General features: G+C 39.8%; 12 protein-coding genes and 1 tRNA gene. 3 read left to right on the forward strand and 10 right to left on the reverse strand.

What is annotated here, in order from left to right:
* Positions 1-4: 4 nt before the first annotated feature.
* The 10 genes from NMK93_RS15475 to NMK93_RS15520 form a co-directional block, all read right to left on the reverse strand.
* On the reverse strand, positions 5-826 hold the full coding sequence (locus tag NMK93_RS15475) for an energy transducer TonB (RefSeq protein ID WP_185217745.1): 822 nt from the start codon (positions 824-826) through the stop codon (positions 5-7).
* 58 nt (positions 827-884) lie between these two features.
* On the reverse strand, positions 885-1292 hold the full coding sequence (locus NMK93_RS15480) for a biopolymer transporter ExbD (protein WP_185213453.1): 408 nt from the start codon (positions 1290-1292) through the stop codon (positions 885-887).
* 32 nt (positions 1293-1324) lie between these two features.
* Positions 1325-2023, reverse strand: a complete 699-nt coding sequence (locus NMK93_RS15485) for a MotA/TolQ/ExbB proton channel family protein (RefSeq protein ID WP_185213452.1) — start codon at positions 2021-2023, stop codon at positions 1325-1327.
* Positions 2024-2057: 34 nt separating this feature from the next.
* Entirely contained in the window at positions 2058-3104 is a 1047-nt protein-coding gene (locus NMK93_RS15490; protein ID WP_254529479.1) for a hypothetical protein, read from the reverse strand.
* Between the two features lie 37 nt (positions 3105-3141).
* On the reverse strand, positions 3142-4857 hold the full coding sequence (locus NMK93_RS15495; RefSeq protein WP_254529480.1) for a TonB-dependent receptor: 1716 nt from the start codon (positions 4855-4857) through the stop codon (positions 3142-3144).
* Positions 4858-4869: 12 nt separating this feature from the next.
* On the reverse strand, positions 4870-7899 hold the full coding sequence (locus NMK93_RS15500) for a tetratricopeptide repeat protein (protein ID WP_254529481.1): 3030 nt from the start codon (positions 7897-7899) through the stop codon (positions 4870-4872).
* Positions 7900-8398: 499 nt separating this feature from the next.
* A complete protein-coding gene (locus tag NMK93_RS15505) occupies positions 8399-9334 on the reverse strand; it encodes an aspartate carbamoyltransferase catalytic subunit (RefSeq protein ID WP_185213448.1) in 936 nt (311 codons plus the stop codon).
* Positions 9335-9355: 21 nt separating this feature from the next.
* Positions 9356-9901, reverse strand: coding sequence for a bifunctional pyr operon transcriptional regulator/uracil phosphoribosyltransferase PyrR (gene pyrR / locus NMK93_RS15510; protein WP_185213447.1), 546 nt, complete (start codon positions 9899-9901; stop codon positions 9356-9358).
* Between the two features lie 774 nt (positions 9902-10675).
* The gene (locus NMK93_RS15515) at positions 10676-11710 is read right to left on the reverse strand and encodes a collagen-like protein (RefSeq protein ID WP_254529482.1); all 1035 of its coding nucleotides are present in this window, start codon (positions 11708-11710) and stop codon (positions 10676-10678) included.
* Positions 11711-12017: 307 nt separating this feature from the next.
* The gene (locus NMK93_RS15520; RefSeq protein WP_254529483.1) at positions 12018-15041 is read right to left on the reverse strand and encodes a DUF2723 domain-containing protein; all 3024 of its coding nucleotides are present in this window, start codon (positions 15039-15041) and stop codon (positions 12018-12020) included.
* A 264-nt stretch (positions 15042-15305) separates the two neighbouring features.
* On the opposite strand from NMK93_RS15520, the gene NMK93_RS15525 reads away from it, so the two are divergent.
* The 3 genes from NMK93_RS15525 (at position 15306) to NMK93_RS15535 (ending at position 18431) form a co-directional block, all read left to right on the forward strand.
* A tRNA-Gln gene (locus NMK93_RS15525) sits at positions 15306-15376 on the forward strand.
* Between the two features lie 468 nt (positions 15377-15844).
* On the forward strand, positions 15845-17806 hold the full coding sequence (locus NMK93_RS15530; RefSeq protein ID WP_254529484.1) for a sensor histidine kinase: 1962 nt from the start codon (positions 15845-15847) through the stop codon (positions 17804-17806).
* Positions 17799-18431, forward strand: a complete 633-nt coding sequence (locus NMK93_RS15535; protein ID WP_185217735.1) for a response regulator transcription factor — start codon at positions 17799-17801, stop codon at positions 18429-18431. The genes NMK93_RS15530 and NMK93_RS15535 overlap by 8 nt, the downstream gene beginning before the upstream one ends.
* Positions 18432-18507: the final 76 nt, after the last annotated feature.

Raw genomic sequence — 18507 nt, forward strand, 5'->3', positions numbered from 1 at the left:
AGAATTATCTTACTCTAAATCTGAAGGTAATTAGCCCCGTTTGGGTCTGAGGCGCATTAGGCAGTGCATTCAATCGTGCTTGTTCAACTGCACGGATACACTTTTCAATTAATCTGTAGTCCGCAATGGTCGTACCTTTAGCCTGTCTGGCACGCACGATATTACCACTCTTGTCCACGGTAAATTCAATCTTGACAATACCGGTTTGCTGGCCATTGTCATCTATCTTCGGTGGCACCGTAAAACGTCTGTTTTCCAGTGATAACATCGCATCACCAAATCCCGAACCACCTTCGCCATAGTTACTAGCTAATGGATCCCCAAGTTTAGAACCTTGGTTCCCTGGTGTAGAACCAGTACCATCACCTGTACCTTGCGCATTATTTTTCTTGCCTTTGTACAAAGCATTAGGATTCACTGCTGGTGTCGCATTCTTTTTCTCCGCCGTAGCCTGCTCTGCATTTGCCTTTACGGGTTTCTCCGCTTTAGGAACTGCTGGTGCTTCTTCAACATCCTGGGTTGCTACTGCTTTATCAGCAATCTGCTGAGAAGGCGTAGGGATAGGTGTTGAATTCGGGTCTATCTTGTCCGGTTTCACATTGTTGGCATTCTCATCCATTGATGGTTCATCCACACTCATGTAATCATCTCCCATACCTTCTGGAGATGTACCATAGTTTACTATGATACCCCCCATACCGTATTCAGGAAGATTTTGACCAAATACAATAAAGAAACCAATAACGGCCAATCCAGCCATTACCAGTGATGAAATACCTAAAGCCTTTGGAAGATTATTATCTTCTCGATATTGATTGTAGTACATTTTCCTTGATCTCTTCTAATTCGACCTTCTACAGCCCAAAACGTTTAATAATAAATTATTAATCTTTCTTAGGCTCTGTTGCCAATACCATTTTGACCTTCAATCTGTTGGCAATATCCATTACCGAAATTACATTCTGGATAGGCACTGTACTGTCTGCATAAAGCATAACGGTCAATTCCTCACCAGTAGCAATATTGGATTGGATATAAGATTCCAGGTTCTCCAATGGAATAGCTTGTTTGTCCACATGGTAAACCAGATCACTCGTGATCGAGATCGTCATGGTCTTCTTAGCCACCGACTGCTCCCCAGCACTGGACTTTGGTAAAAGCAATTTTACCACCTGTGGGTTAGATACTGCCGAAGCCAACAGGAAGAACAACATCAGGAAGAACATGATGTCATTCAGGGCAGCTGTATGTACTTCTGCAGCGGGTTTATTTCTTCTATTACGTAAATTCATTTTTAGCCTTTCAATGATGGACCAGGTCTAGCTTACATGCTAGGCTCATCCAATAAATCGATAAATTCAATTGCATCAGTCTCAATGCGCAAGATCAAGCGCTCTACCATCATGTTCAGGATATGGTAACCGATATAAGCCAAGATACCAATGGTCAGACCCGAAGCCGATGCGATCATCTTCACATAAAGACCTCCAGATACCGAACCAATATCGATACCACCGGCCATCTCTACATCACGGAAGATCTGGATTACCCCAAAGATCGTTCCTACGAAACCTAACATGGGAGCAATACCGGCAATGATACCCAAGATATTGATGTTTTTCTCCAAACGAGAAACTTCCAATTTTCCTTGGTTTTCAATCGCGCCTTCAATATCCTTGATCGGACGACCTACACGTGTCAAACCTTTCTGCAACATTCTTGATAATGCCGAGTTGTTGGAACGACAAGCAGCCATAGCAGCATCGATTTTTCCGGACAATACACTGCTCTTTACAGAAGCTAATAATCCGCCTTCGGATTTACTGGCTTTGCGAATGGTAATGTATCGTTCAAAAAAGATGACCAATCCCAAGAAAAATAACAATAAGATTGGAATCATAATCCACCCACCCTTCATCAGAAGTTCAAGCAGGTTAAGGTTGTCTGTTGTAGCTAATGCTACCGGTTGTTGTTGTACTTGATTCAAGGTATCAACGATTGCAGGGTTTTGTACTAATGACATAGTTTATTAACGTATTTTGTGCTGTTTGATTGATTTACTTGTTTATTTTTTGATGCCAAGCATCCGCAACATAATGTTTCCTCACGTATTTCAGGGCAGAATCCGCCTGTTCTTTTGTTTCATAAGAATCCCAGATCACTTTCTTCTTGTTATGTGCAAGGTTGCTCGGAATTACCCGTACAGATTCTATTCCCGCCTTGTTAAATGACTCCGCCTGTTCATAGGCCTGAGCCAAAGTAGCATGCGTTCCTATAACGATCTGATAAGTGTGATTTGCAGGGATCAAAGGATTGTACACCTTCTTACCTGTACTTGTATTTGCTGTACTGTCTACCGTAGTAGCCGTCGCCGTACCGCTTGTATCCACAGGTTTTGCAACGGAGGTGTCAGGTTCTACGATACCGGCATTCAAAACGCTATCTTCCTTCTCCTCTGTTTTGCCTGAGCTGTTTGTATGGTTGACATAAAACAAACCAGCAATGACTACAATAGCCAAGACCGCAGCCCAAATATACCATTTTGATTTACCAGTGCTCTGAGGCTCCTCATAAACCTCTGGTACGACTTCCTGTTCTGCCACAGCGACTACCGGCTCTTCAACGATCTCTTCTTTTTCTTCCTCTTTTGGCAATTCCGCTTCAGGCTCTGGGGTCGTAGGTTCAACTAAGTCCACCTGTTCAGGGACCGGACTCGCTGCTCCTTCTATCGGCTGCAATTGGAATCCGCTCAGATCCTCAGCTTTAAACACCAGAGATGAGCCATGCTTGATCAATTGCCCCAAATGGTTCAAGGTCACCGATCCATTCTCTTTAATGGTTTCCAACAGATTCAATACGGCATCATGCACGTCAGCCTCTGCCGATTGTCTAGAGGTTTGTTTCGACTGTTGGATGTAATCTATAAAATCAACACCATCAGTAGATTTCCCGTCAAATTCCAAATATGTCACTGGAGGCAAATACACTCCGCGGCGATCATCATATACAGAAGGCGTGTGAATGCGTTTGAAAACTCCCAAACCCTTCACATACACCTCGTTTCTATGCTTTAATAGCTGATGAATGTATCTTCCTAAATCCATTTATTCCTTTGCTGCTGCAAATTTAAAGTTTGTTATATTAAAACGAAAAATTTAGACCACCTAAAATGTTGAAACCTAATTTAGGATAGTATAAATAACGTTGGTATTCTGTATTCAACATATTATTTGCCTTTACAAAAACACCTAGGTATTTCGTTGCTTTATATTCTGCTCCAGCGCTCAGATCAAAGAACGATGGAATGGTTTCCTTTTTATATGGGTTGCCATCAGGCACACCATTTAAGTAAGTGAACTCTTGAGCATAGGCGTTTCCGTGGAACAATGCCTCTGCATCAATGAACAATTTCTCAGAAATATTGAATCTAGCATTTGCCGCTAAACGCATTTTCGGCATATGCCAAGCCTCTTCCTGCTCCACCATGGTATATTGATCAATATTCAGACGACCACCCAAGTTCACCAATGAAGATAACCTCACATTGATCTCTCCTTCGATTCCCACATGCTTAACCGCATCGTCTCCATTTCCATCATAAACCAGATCAAAGTTGAACGGAGTCTCCATATTGTTCACGAACATGGCCATGCTTTCTACTTTTCTGTAGAAACCTTTTACCTTATATCCAAATGTCGCACCGGCATTACCCTTGATACCACCATAGATATTCATACGCTCCACTGTATTTTGGATGTTGGCATTTGGACCTAGATATGGGTTGATGCGTGTAAAATCACGGAACGAACCTTTTTCTACATTTCCTGTAACCCCTCCAAAGATGTAGAAGTACTCAGGCGCTAAAGCAAAATCAACTTCTGCTTCTGGGAATACGTTGAACCTAGAGTTATCGCCAAATTCAGAAACGATATTTGCTCCCAAGGTAATGTTGTAGTTATCTCCCTTGAAACGGATATACGGATTGATCGAAGCAATCGAGTTATTTAATTTTCCGCTTGAGGTGTTTACTCCCTTAAGACCGTTATAGTCCAAGGCCACATTCGCACCTGCGTTAAATGCACGGTAGCGTTTGTTCAAGTAACCTGATAACGCAACGGAATTTTCACCAGCCTCAAATTTATCCTTATAGGTATAGGCATCCGCCTTTACCGAGTAGCTTAATGCATCCTCATTCGCAGGATCATAATTGCTGGTCAACTCTCCACTGAAGTAAATATCATTGAATCGCTGTGCCTCACGGGTCGGATTGATGGTAGATCCATCTTGGTTAGTTGGAATACCATAAAAGCGGGTCCCATAACCATTGTAGCCAATTAATCCATCCAAAGTAAACTTAGGTAAGATACGGCGACCAAAAATACCGATCTCCTGTCTCGAGAATTTCTGGTCTTCCAAATTTCCTTTTTGGCTTAGGTGTTTTGCGAACCCACCAAAACGGATGTCTTCGTAATCTTCCACTGCAAAGTAAGCTTCACCCAAGATGGTATTGAAGTTACCCGCACCAAACTTCACATAATTACTCTTATGGTCCATGATTCTAGAAAATGGAGTTTCCATGATCTGTAATTCACTAAGGCCCGTATTGATGTCTAATTTTTTGTCAGGAACATTGCCATAGTTTAATTTAGGCATATATTCTCTTTTGTTTGACATGTCAGGACTACGACGGATTTTTACTGCATCAGCAAGAATAGGTCTATAATCACGAACGATATCAAATGAATCCAATGTTACGGGACGGTCGGTGGTATCTCTTTTTTGAGCATATGCCCCTACACCCATCCCCAACATTAAGGTTAATATAGCAGATTGTTTAAAAACAGTATTCAACTTCATCTTTTCCTATTCTTATTTAATTTTTTCCAATAATTGTTTCGCTTCATCCAAAATACCATCTTCTGTGTTCTCATAATTGTCGATTACACTTTCCAATGTTGATTTAGCTTGGAATTTATCGCCCTTACCCTCATAAGCCTGAGCCATTACAATAAATCCTTTCGCTACCCAATAGTCATATGAAGAGAAGGAATCAGATATATCCAGTGCAGATTTGATTGCACCATCGTAATTTTTATTTTTCAATTGTTGTTCCGCAACCAAGAATCTCGCTTCAGCGCCAGTCTCTGTTTTAGATTTCAAGGCAGCCAGGTTCAATTCTTTCATACCCTCAGACCCTTTTGAAGTAGATAGGTATGCTTTTGCAGCATAGAGATGTGCTTTTGCGATATCCTCTTCTGAAGATTTCTCGTACTTCTTGATGATATTCGCATAGGTCAATGTCTCTGCATAATCACCCATGTTGTAGTAACTTACCAATAGGTTGTTTACTGCCCATCCGTAGTTCTCCTTGTATTCTGAAGTCAACTCCAATTTCTTCAACACCTGTACAGCTTCATTGTAAGCTTTATTTCTCAAGTGTAGTTTAGAAACCGAGATCAAGGTACGCTCTGTATAGGCCGAAGTCCAATCATTCATGATGATATTGAAATCATGCATTGCCTCGGTATCCTTGCCTAGGTTCGCGTTACTTTCTGCACGGATAAAACGAGCATGTTTCTCTTGAATAGGTTTAGGGAATTTATCAAAGTATGCATTCACTGCTTCTACAGCTGCTTGCCAGTTACCACGGTCAAACAAGGTGCGCGCAATAGAGAAAGTATGAGAATCTTGTTCAGCTGTACTTAGGTCACCGATATTAGTGCTTGTAGCATAACGGATATATCCCGAAGCATCCCCTTTATCCAAATAGATGTTTTCGATAGATGCCAATGCTTGTTTAGCCTCATCCGTAGTAGGATATTGGTTTACCACACGTTGGAAAGTAGCTAATGCCGCATCGTTATCATCCTTGTTATATTGTACCAGACCGATCGTTGTCAATGCTCTAGGAACGTATGAACTTCTTGGGTATTGCTCAACCATTTTTTGCAGACCATCGATCGCACGGTCATGATCACCCATTAAGAAATAAGTATAAGGGATTTCAAATGCCACATCATCCGCATAGTTCGATTTTGGATATTTCGCCATTACCGAATTCAAGGTTGAAATCTTACCATTATTATCCCCCTGAAGACCTAACAGGATACCTTTTTGGAACAAAGCATAGTCCTGACTCTGCGCTCCAGAAGCGATCAAACGATCATAATAGTTTGCTGCCTTGCTGTAGTTTTTGATAGCTAAGTACGAGTCAGCTGCACGTGCCATCGCATCGTTTCTGGTATTCAGGTCGATGCCATCTTTTCCGCCACCGGCTAGGAAACGCTCGAAGTAATTTGCAGCCGTACTATAATTGTCTGCTCTAAAGGCAGCATATGCTAAAGCATAATTTGCATAATTGTAAACCTCTGTTTTTCTAGCTGCCGGCAATTGCAAGAATTTATTGAATGCAGCTACAGATTCTTTATACTTACGGACCTCATACATCGCTTCTGCTTTCCAATAGGTCGCCAATGCATAGATTTCTTCATCATTGCGGTTAGCTTCAGAACGCATGAACATAGAAATGGCATTTTCAAATGCACGCTCATTGTAGTATTCCAATCCGCGGTAGTAAGTTACTTTTTGGTATGCAGCATTTGCATCTTTACCTCTATTAGGCAAGTCTTCCAAAACATCCACCGCAGCACGGTAGTTTTTAGTGCTTAATAAAACCTCTGCCAATAAGGTCTTCGCCTCTTCTTGGCGCTTTGACCTTGGGTAAGTCTGCATGTACTCATTGATCGCATCCAAGGCTACTTGGTGAAACTCTAGATCATAGGACAGTTTTGCATAGTTGAACAAACCTTCTTCTTTTAATTGTGGATCAAAATCTAATTTTGAAGCTCTGAAGAATGCGTTCCGTGCGCTTTGCTTATTGCCTGTCTTCAAGAATGCATCCCCTAATGTGATCATGGCACTTTGGAAATAGGCATCCGGTTCTTCCAATTTCTCTAATTCAGAGATAGCTTTTTCGTACTCGCCTAATTTATAGTTGATATAACCGATTTGGTAGCTATCTTGATTGTTTTGGGTCTTACCTTGGTCTTGTGCTTGGAACCTATCGTAAAAGTCTTTCGATTTCTCCAAGTCACCTTTGATGAAATAGGTTGCTGCGATGATGCGCAACATCTCTGTCTCACTTTCCTGCTTAGTGGTTTCTAGCTTAGGCAATGCATAACTCAATACATCATCATAACGCTTATCCAAGAAGTACAAGGCTGTGATATAATATGGATAACTGTTCTCATAAGTTTTTGATCCTTCCAGACGCTCAAACTCATTTAGTGCAGTTTTATATTCTTGGTTTAAATAGCTTAGGTAAGCCGAATAATAGATAGAAGCCTCTTGGTACTGTCCCCTTAGATCTTTCAGTTCGTTGAAAACAGGTCTAGCAGCCTCATAGTCTCCCGTCATAAATTTTGCATAGGCCAATTTGAAACGGTATTCGGTATTCTCCGCTCCTGCTAAATTCTTACTGTCAATCTTTTCAAACCATTCAATGGCTTTTGGATAGTCTTTTTGAGCATAATAGGACTTTCCGATCTGGAAATAGGCTGCTTTGGAATTTGCACTTGCTGGATAATCTTTTATGTATTTCAAGAAGCGGCTCTCAGCATCTGTTTCTCCCAACTCTAAAGCACAAACAGCTTGATAAAATCGAACATTCTCTTTGAGTAAGCTTAATTCCTTCGTTTCGTCCAACTGAAGTGATGATTTCGTCCTGATCTCCTCAAACTTATCAAATTGTTTTGCAGCAGAACTGAACTTCCCTCTTTCATACAACTCCAGCCCATCCTTGTAGGCTTTATTCACCTCTTGCCATGCAGAATGTTGCGCCAATACCGGTGTACTCAATAAGCTCATCGCCACACCTAACTGGTAAATTTTTTTATACATATGATTGAATACTCCTTAAAATGAATGCGTCAGTATTTTTATTGAAAATCGTGCTGTAACACCTTGACAAGATGGTACAAGCCTTCAACCTACGAAATTAATGGATAACTTCAATGTTTTCCTCAAAAGTTGTTAACAACTGTGGATAACCTGAGCTATTTAACTTTATTTAACATTAGGTTGGGAAGTGAGATTTGAGATGTGAGATATAAGACATTTTTACTAAACGAAAGTGCTAAAACTTTAGTTTTTATGCTGCGTTTTCATCGACACGTTCCAAAATCTTTTTCAGCAAAATACTATCTGTTTTCCCTGATTAATTCCTGACCAATCAAGTTCAAAAGTTGTTCCAACATCAATAATTTTTGAATAAAGTTTTAAACAATACATTCACAAAAAAAAGAAGCTTGAAATCACATGATTTCAAGCTTCTTTTCTGTTTTTTATCTATTATAGCTAGATTTCTATCTCATATCTCAAATCTAACCTCTCAAATCTCTTACCCCCTCTTCCCTGCCAACAAATACAGAACGGCCATTCTCACGGCTACTCCGTTTTCTACTTGGTCTAGGATGATGGAATGACTGCTATCCGCTACATCCGAGGTAATTTCCACCCCACGGTTGATTGGTCCAGGGTGCATGATGACGATTTCCTTATCCAATGAATCCAAGATCTGTTTGTTCAAACCGTACAACATGGAATATTCACGCAATGAAGGGAAGTAAGCAATATCCTGACGCTCCAACTGGATCCGCAACATATTAGCTACATCACACCAGTTCAAAGCTTTCATGAGGTCATGCTCAACCTTCACGCCAAGGGAGGTAATATATTTTGGAATCAAGGTAGTTGGTCCACAGACCATCACCTCAGCTCCTTGTTTCTGTAAACAAAGAATATTGGACAATGCTACCCTAGAGTGAAGGATATCTCCAATAATGGCGATTTTTTTTCCTTCAACCCCACCTAATCGCTCACGGATAGAAAATGAATCCAATAAAGCTTGGGTAGGATGTTCATGGGCACCGTCTCCAGCGTTCACGATCTGGGCATCCACATGTTTGCTCAAGAAAACACCGGCACCTGCATAAGGATGGCGCATCACGATCATGTCCACTTTCATGGCCAAGATATTGTTCACCGTATCGATGAGCGTTTCACCCTTACTTACCGAAGAAGAGGATGCTGCAAAATTGACGATATCGGCAGACAGGCGCTTTTCAGCTAATTCAAAAGAAAGACGGGTACGGGTTGAGTTCTCAAAGAACACATTGGCAATGGTAATATCACGTAAAGAAGGCACCTTTTTGATTGGTCGGTTCAGTACTTCTTTGAAATTTGCAGCCGTATCCAAGATCAATTGGATATCGTTGCTATTTAAATCCTTGATACCTAATAAATGGCGGGTACTAAGTTGTTCAGATGTTGACATTTGTTAAACAATAAAATCTTTCTATTTCTTTTCGGTGATCAACACAATACTATCGTTATCATCCACCTCTTTCCAGCTTACAATTACTTTTTGCGAATCAATGGAGTCGACCTGTATACCTATATAGTCCGGTTGGATAGGAATCTGTCTCGAAAAACGACGGTCTACCAAGACCATTAATTCAATTCTGTTCGCCCTACCAAATGCTTGGATCGCATCCATCGCAGAACGGATAGTCCTTCCGGTCCAAAGTACATCATCAACCAAGATGACATCCTTGCCCTCTATAATAAAATCAATTACCGTACTGTTCGCAGCTAATGGACTGGCTCCTTTCATCCTGAAATCATCACGATAGAAAGTAATATCCAAAATACCCAATGGCACTTGAACTCCGGTCATTCCTTTGATTTCCTGTACTAATCTTTCAGCTAAATAGGTACCTCGAGGTTGAATTCCAATGATTACAGCGTTGGAGAAATCTCCATGGTTTTCAATTAATTGTTGAGACAATCGCTTGAGCGTAATCTGAAACTTCGGTCCATCTAATAATATCGATTGTTTCATCTATGGATTTATTTAGGCAAACTTAAGGCATTTTTTCCAAAAATCGTAATCTAAGCCACATTGGATTGGAAAAAATAAGGCAGCGTAAGATGGTTTAGTTGATGCAGGATGCAAAGGATGTTTTGAACCAGGATGGAAGTGATAAGAGGATGGGCCAAGATCGGGGAATGAACCAGGATGGAAAGGATGAGAGGATAGACCAAGATCTTAAAATAACATTGGCACTTATAACCATATTTGGACGCATTTCTGAAGAGGCGTATCGAATACGGCCGCTGCTAATGTCCTGTCATCGTTAACCGAAGGTTAACGAACTGTACGCCATTGCAGGCTTTATACTCATCAAGAGATTAGCCCTATACATTTAAACCAGGATATCATCAACAAACTACCAATGAACATGTTAGTTAGAACTGTGTCTGTAGTCTTTCAGGCCCATATTTATTTATCAGAAGGATATTTTTATCCGCCATACATCCCCAGCGGTGATGAATTATTTTAACAATGGTTTTAAACAATATAGGGTTAATGCAAAAACGATGTTCGATTAATCGAACATCGTTTTTGCGCGACCTCCAGGCTAACGTGCCATGTTTGCTAAAATAATGGAACCCCGATAGGGTTCTATATTTAAAAATAAAAGCGCTAATTTATTTTCATTGCCAACATGCTGTCATCACCTTCCAATAAATTTAGCCCAAATTTTTAATTCTCTCTACAAAAAAGGATGGCCATCTTTTCAGACAGCCATCTTTATTTTAAACTCTCATAATTTTATCTATCGCTCATACCAAAATATCTTGACACAAATGAATCATTAATCTTTTGATTTGGGTAACTTTTGGACAAGTATTCAATAGACTCCTTAGGCAATAAAGTTATCCTAATATCAACCTTCATTTCTGCGTCCAAATAGCTCATTAATTGATTTTGTGAATACGTTCCAAGAATGGAAACCATTCTATACGACCCAATAAATAGCTTTCCAGAATTAGGATAATATTGAAAAGATGCCGGCATAAACATCATTAAATATTCACGGTTACTTACTTGGTATTGTTTAATTATTTCTTTCTTATAACTAGGATCAAGAACAAACCATTCCCCACCGTTAATCCTAGCTTCATAAGTTACAATCCCATTGCTATAATATTGTTGGATATCTCCTACATTAATAAAAACTTCTGCAGTAGTAGAAGAATAGGTAGAATAACCTGGAGTCCAAGTTGTGGAATAAACAGAACATGCATCACAATTTCTAGAATAATCAAAGTACTCTTTAATTAAGACCCGTTTCTGTAGAGTTGAATTTCCTTTTAAAGAAATTGGTGATCCCCAACCATTACTTGTTAATGGTCCATAAAAATCCATTTTTGAAAGATCAATATAGAAGTCTCCAATATTTCCGGAATAATAACTTGGAATACCATTTCCGCTTAGAATAGTATTACCATTTGTCCCATTAGTACCATTTAAGCCATCTGCCCCATTTTGTCCATTTTGACCGTTCTGACCATTAAGTCCATCCTTTCCATTTAATTCTATCGCTGTTCCCCAATTCCCAGATTTTTTAGGACCAAAAAGCTTTTTAGAATTTAAATTCAGGTAAAAATCACCGTCTTTCCCAATTGCACTGCTAGGATCGGTCGTGCCACTTAAAATGGTACTTCCGTTTTCACCTTTAATCCCTTGGGATCCTGCAGCACCAGGAAGACCTTGTTCACCTTGAGGACCTTGAGCACCTTCTTTTTCACAGGCAGAAAAACTTAATAATAGAGCAATGCAGATCGCATTAAATACTAATTTCATATGATTAATAATTATGTTTGATTTGCCGCAAAAGTAGCCATACAGACATATTTAAGCTTACGGTTTACCGTAATTCAATAAATTAAAAATTGTTATCGGAGGTGCTTTCTAGAGATAGATAAGGTCATTTTGACTCTTGGTTCATTCCCCGATCTTGGCCCATCCTCCAATCCTTTCAATCCTGGTTCAAATCCAAATCTTGGTCCATCCTCTTATCCCTTCCATCCTGGTTCAAATACCCGAATACATCCCCCCACAAAAAAAGGGTTGCCGAACGGCAACCCTTTTCCCTTTCAAAGCAAAAATCTTATTGACTTGCTGCTTCGTATAACGGTCTATAAGTTTCAAAGATCTGATTAACTTCTTTCAATAGATCTTGTTGTTTGGCATCCGTCAATACCCTTTGGTAATTCTGGATAGCTGCCAAGCCGAAACGCATATTTCTAAATTCTAGGTTAGGCTTAGTTTCAGCGATGTTCATGTAGTAAGCCATATTTTCGCGAAGGAATTTCAGGTTTCTTTTCACGATTTCATTTGCTTTCTCGGCTTCACCTGATTTGTACATAGCATCGATCAAGGAGGTATAAGAAAACACTTCCGACATCAAGTAAGGACGCTTAGGCAAATTCTCATAGGCATTGTTCACCAATTTCTTAGCCTCGGTATTCTTGCCCATTGACAATAGGTTTTGAGCCGTTTCACCAAAGATATTACCAGCATACATGCTGATATAGCGGTATGAATCTGGATCTAGGTATTTGGAATGAGCGATATTTCCCCAAGTGAATTTGTTGATGATATTATTGTAAGTTCCCTCCACATCGGTAATCGGTCCTGAAACTTCACCTTCAGCAGCTAAAGCAACTGGCATCAGGCGCATGGCAAAACCTTCAGAAACCAGGAATTTCTCTAGACCGATCATATTCTCTTCTGGAGTAGTCGAAGTAAAATAAATAGGACGCTTCCATCCGTTGTTTGCCAATAGAGCCATGATCGAGAGGTCTGCTCTACTTACGATACCTCCACTGTAATTCCACTGCATGGTATCGACGATAGCATCTTCCCACTCTTTAGGTACTACTTTGTTAGCTATTACCGCTTGCTTATCAATCTTCAATTGCATATTCTTCGTTGGAAGGATATTTGCCCAATCTCCACTTTGCAACTGTACCTTATATTGTTGTTCATCGGAAAGCATGATTTGCAATAGATCCTCAACATCTACATAGCCAGGGATATTCATGTCACTGAAGTAGATTACATCACGAACACCATCCTTGATTTTCTCAGGATCGATGTTCAATGGCAATGCATCTGCATCATTTACTTTGTGCATCATCTGTTTCATGTACCAATCTGCACTTAATAAACTTAAGTTCACGACACGCACATCTGTACGGAAACCTTCAACCTCTTGAACATACCATAATGGATAGGTATCGTTGTCACCATAACTGAACAGGATGGCATTCGGCGCACATGATTCCAGATAATTCTTTGCCATATCACGGGCCAAGAATTTCTCCGAACGGTCATGGTCATCCCAGTTTTGGCTGGCCAATAGAACCGGTCCGCAAAGTAGGGAAACGGCAGTTGCCCCAATGGCCGCATTTTTGGCATTCACTTTCTTCGACAATAAGTCTGCAATCCAAATTACACCCATACCAACCCAGATACAGAATGCATAGAAGGAACCTGCATAGGCATAATCCCGTTCACGTGGCTGCAAAGGAGTTTGGTTTAGGTACAATACGATGGCAAGACCTGTAAAGAAGAACAATAGGGTCACTACAGAAGCATCACGTTGCTGTTTCTTGAACTGCCACATTGCCCCTAAGATTCCCAAAATCAATGGTAGGAAGAAATAGGTATTTCTACCTGCATTTTCCAATTCTGAAGTTGGAAGGGCATATTGACCTCCCAATCTTGCATTATCTATCGGTTTGATACCCGAAATCCAGTTACCTTCGGTAAATGAACCCTGCCCTTGTTGGTCATTTTGACGACCTACGAAGTTCCACATAAAGTAGCGGCTGTACATCTGTCCAATCTGATAACCAAAGAAAAACTTTAAGTTATCGACCATGGTAGGCACTTCATCTGGGCCTAAATTCAAGAACTCTCTATAATAGGATTCATGTTTATCGGAATATATACGCGGAAACAAGGTGCTGTGGCTCCATGTATAATCGAATTTTTTCTTCGCTACGACATATTTATTTCCGTCCTTACGGTAGATGTTTCCTGTCTCAAATACATCAGTGGGTTTAGCATCAAAGTACCTTCCTTTTAACAGAGGCTCATCGCCGTATTGTTCACGGTTCAGGTAACTTAAGAAGGTAAATACGTTGTCAGGATCAGAGTTGTTCAAAGTTGGGTTCGCCTTTGCCCTTACCATGATCATGGTAAATGAACTATATCCAAAGATTACGAATGCCAAACTCAACAAGGAAATATTCAAGATAGGTTTTACGTTTTTCCAGGAATACCAGATACCGAAAAGCAACAGACCAGCAACCAATAAAGTGAAGAAAGTAGCACCTGTACCAAATCCAAGCCCTAGACTGTTAACAAAAAACAGGTCAGAGAATGCTGCAAATTTGATCAGAAATTGAATTACTCCCCATAAAACCACCGCTAATACAATTACCCCAATGATCAAGGCTTTGGCAATACCGCCTCCAGTAACTTTGGACGTTCTTCTGAAATAGATTACCAAGGCTATTGCTGGAATAACCAATAAGTTCAATAAGTGAACCCCAATGGATAGCCCCATCACATAAGCAATTAGGATCAACCAACGGTCTGCCCCTGGCTCATCAGCCTTAGCTTCCCATTTTAGTATAGCCCAGAACACAACTGCAGTACACAATGAAGACATGGCATAAACCTCAGACTCAACTGCTGAAAACCAGAATGTATCCGAGAAAGTATAAGCCAATGCTCCTACAACCCCTGCTCCCATGATCTTGATCAGATTACCTTCCGAGATTTCCTCTTTAGCACTCAAACTAACATAAGCTTTCTTGGCAAGTGCAGTAATGGTCCAGAACAAAAAGGTAATGGTCAAACCACTACATACTGCCGATCCCACGTTCATCCAATATGCAATTCGGGAGTTATCACCCATGGCAAGGTTGGAGAAAAGGTTTTGGATCATCAAAAATAAGGGTGCTCCCGGCTGATGCACAATTTGTAATTTGTACGCCGAAGCAATAAATTCACCTGTATCCCACCAGCTTGTTGTCTTTTCAAGCGTCAAAATGTAAGTCAGTGTAGCAATAATACCCACTACCCATCCTAACAGGTTATTGATTTTTTTATAGTTCATACTAAAATATAGAAGGGTTTTCTAAAAATTATGCTTCGAAAATAAGGAATACAAATTATAATTAGACAAATAGTTTCTAATTTCTAGCAGTAAAAACCCATAATCTTAGCTACCGATAGTCTAATGAAAGATAAAGTGAAAAAATATCGGCTTGAAAATCAGTATATTTAATAATTAACGCACTTTTTTATTTGCAGAATAGAAAACTCGACGTATATTTGCATCGTCAAAAGGGAACAACCCGATGACAAAACCACAAAAGTTTGCCCAATAGTATAATGGTAGTACGACGGTTTTTGGTGCCGTTTGTCTTGGTTCGAATCCAGGTTGGGCAACTCAAAAAAAGGCTTGAAACAATGTTTCGAGCCTTTTTTGGTTTATTGGAAAACCAAAATACCAAAATTTTTAAAACCCTGACAAATAGCCATTTGACACGAATAGCAAAAAATTAGGATTTCAGTAGAAACTACTCAATATAAAACCTACATCCATTCGAATCTTATTCTAAAAAACAGAAGTTTAAGTCTTGCTTTTATCCCACTCTTATTCGAGACATATTCGAGAATTCATCGAAAATACTAAGCCGAATTGTTGACTATTGATTAGGTCATTTTGCGAATTTTCGGAATATGTCTCGAATAAGGTCAATATATAACCCAAAACATCTGCTTAATACCAGCTAGGAATAAGCTAAATATACCGATGCAGAAATGCTATATTCGAGTATTATGGATCTGTACCCTCCTATTATTAGGTATTTTTTAATGCGAGTTATTTAAGCATATTTGACTTTTGCTACTCACATGAAAAAAAGCTTCTACCTTTTTCTTTTTCTTCATATCAGCATTGGGGTATTAGGACAGCAATCCTTAAAGCCAAACCCGATTGTGGATAGCTTAATCCATGTACAAAAAACGGGTAAAACAGACAGCATCAAAGCGCGAGCAAACTTTTTGCTTTCTGATTATTACTATAAAGATACAACACTCTCCAAGTCCTACCTAGAGTCGGGAAGAAAGTTAATACAGAACAACAATTTCCTGACCGGTCTTTACCACCATTATTATGCAGGCATCTATTTTTACCTAGATTCTGAAATTGCCATTCGGGAATATAAATCCGCTATTGCGTACTTTGAAAAGGCACACAGCAAGGAAAGTCTTGCCTTTCAGGCGAAATCATGGCATAATATCGGGGTGCAATACCAGTTCCTTGGAGAGCCTAAAAGGTTTATGGAAATCTTGATCGACCATAGCATCCCTCTTTCCCAAAAGGCACAGGACCATGGACAGACTGCACTCTATTTTGGCGAGATCGGGATGATGCTCATGAATAATCAGGATTACCAGACTGCTTCCCAATATTTTCATAAAGGATTAAAGACCATGGAGGCTCATCAGCCCGTTGATCAGGCAGATCATTTGGAAATACTCGTCAATACCGCCAGGAATTTTCTTTTCCTAAAAAATCTGGATTCCGCAAAAATATTTATTGACAGAGCGGAACAAGTCGCTATGGAAATCAGGGACAACAGCCTTTACTATGATTTCATTGCCGTTAAGTCCAATCACCTTAATGAATCGAAGCAGTTCTTAGCCGCAAAAAAATTATTGTTACCCGCAATTGAATCTGCAAAGAGGGACAATGTATCCGATTCGCATACCTATAAAATCAATGCACTTTACTTCCAGCTGTACAAAGCATATTTTGGCAGCAACAATTTCCTACAGGCCAAGGACGCTCTTTATCAAGGCATGAAATACGAGCCCTATAAATCGGCCATCAACACGGTTATTCGATATTCCAAATTGGCCGAGGTTTATGAGAAACTTCATGATTATCCATCGGCCTATAGATATGCGCGACAGGCATTTCAGATCAGGGACTCCGTCTATAATGAGGATTCCAGGAAAGAAATCAATGCCATGGAAAAAAGATTGCAATTATCACAAAAGGAAAGGCAGATCAACCAACTCAAATCAGACAACGAGCAGATCAGTTTAATCCACAAAAATCAACAGTTAATACACAGTTTAATAGCAGTAGGAAGTTTTATTCTGCTTTTGCTGGTTCTTTTCTTGATCTATGTTTTCCAAAACAATAGACGAACGAGTAAAATAAAGCTCAATATGTTGGAGCAACAGAATAAAATCGAGGTAGCACAGGCTGTCATGCATGCTGAGGAGAATGAAAGGCATAGGATAGCTCGAGAATTGCATGATGGATTGGGCGGTACCTTATCAGCCATAAAGTATAAACTATCGATGGACTCCGAGAGCAATACGCCGGCATTGATGAAGGAAATCAACAAGCAATTAGAAAACTCGATATCCGACCTCAGGGGCATTTCCAGGAACATGATGCCAGGTACTTTAATACAGTCTGGATTGGATATAGCACTCAAAGATCTTTGTGCATCCTTAGCCACTGAACACCTACAGGTGGAATATCATTCCTTTACAATCCAGGACAGCCTTTCTAAAGACAAACAACTAAATATCTATAGGATTATCCAAGAATTGCTGACCAATAGTATCCGGCATGCTGAGGCTAGTAAGATCTTGGTTCAGTGCAGCCAGGCGGAAAATAAATTTTTCATAATGCTTGAGGATAATGGCAAAGGATTTGACAAAGATATCTTGAAAAACAACATGGGGATGGGAATTAACAATATCAGAAGAAGGATTGATCTGATGCAGGGAATTTTTGAATTGGATTCCACGATTTCCGAAGGGACAACGGTTAATATTGAATTAAATGTCTGAAGGAAGGAAAAAACTAGCATTAGTCGACGATCATCCTATCGTAATTGAGGGACTTAAATCAGTTCTGTCCAAATGGAACAGGCAATATGATTTAATCTGTTTCTCTAATGGCCTTTCTATTTTAAATTATTTGCATGATCATCATATTGATATTGTCCTATTGGACATTTCTCTGCCAGACATCAATGGTCTGGAAGTATGCAAAAAAATAAAGATAGAAAGTCCGAGGACAAAAGTCATAGGGTTAAGTAATCAAGCTGAGTACAGCGTAATCTCCATGATGCTTGAAAACGGAGCTTCGGGCTTTCTGCTCAAGGAGGTTCCTTCGCAAGAAATTATGGAAGGATTGGATCAAGTGGTAAGAGGTGAAACCGCTTTGAGTGCGGAGGTCAAGAACATCTTGTCCAGCCAATCGAAGCAGACGCAGAGTTTGCCTTCACTTACGAAACGGGAAAAGCAATTGATTCAATTGTTGGCCCAGGGAAAAACGACCAGCAAAATTGCTTCTGAGCTATCCTTGAGCAAATTTACAGTAGATACATACCGTAAGAATCTTTTGCAAAAGTTCAATGTCAAAAACAGCAGTGAACTATTGGTGTTACTCATAGAGAACAAGATGATATAATTCGTTGATAACAAATGCATCAAAATATATAAAAGAGCGAAAAGGATGTAAGGATATTGTAGGCAATCCCTATTCA

Source organism: Sphingobacterium sp. LZ7M1 (genome assembly GCF_024296865.1).
Taxonomy (GTDB): Bacteria; Bacteroidota; Bacteroidia; order Sphingobacteriales; family Sphingobacteriaceae; genus Sphingobacterium.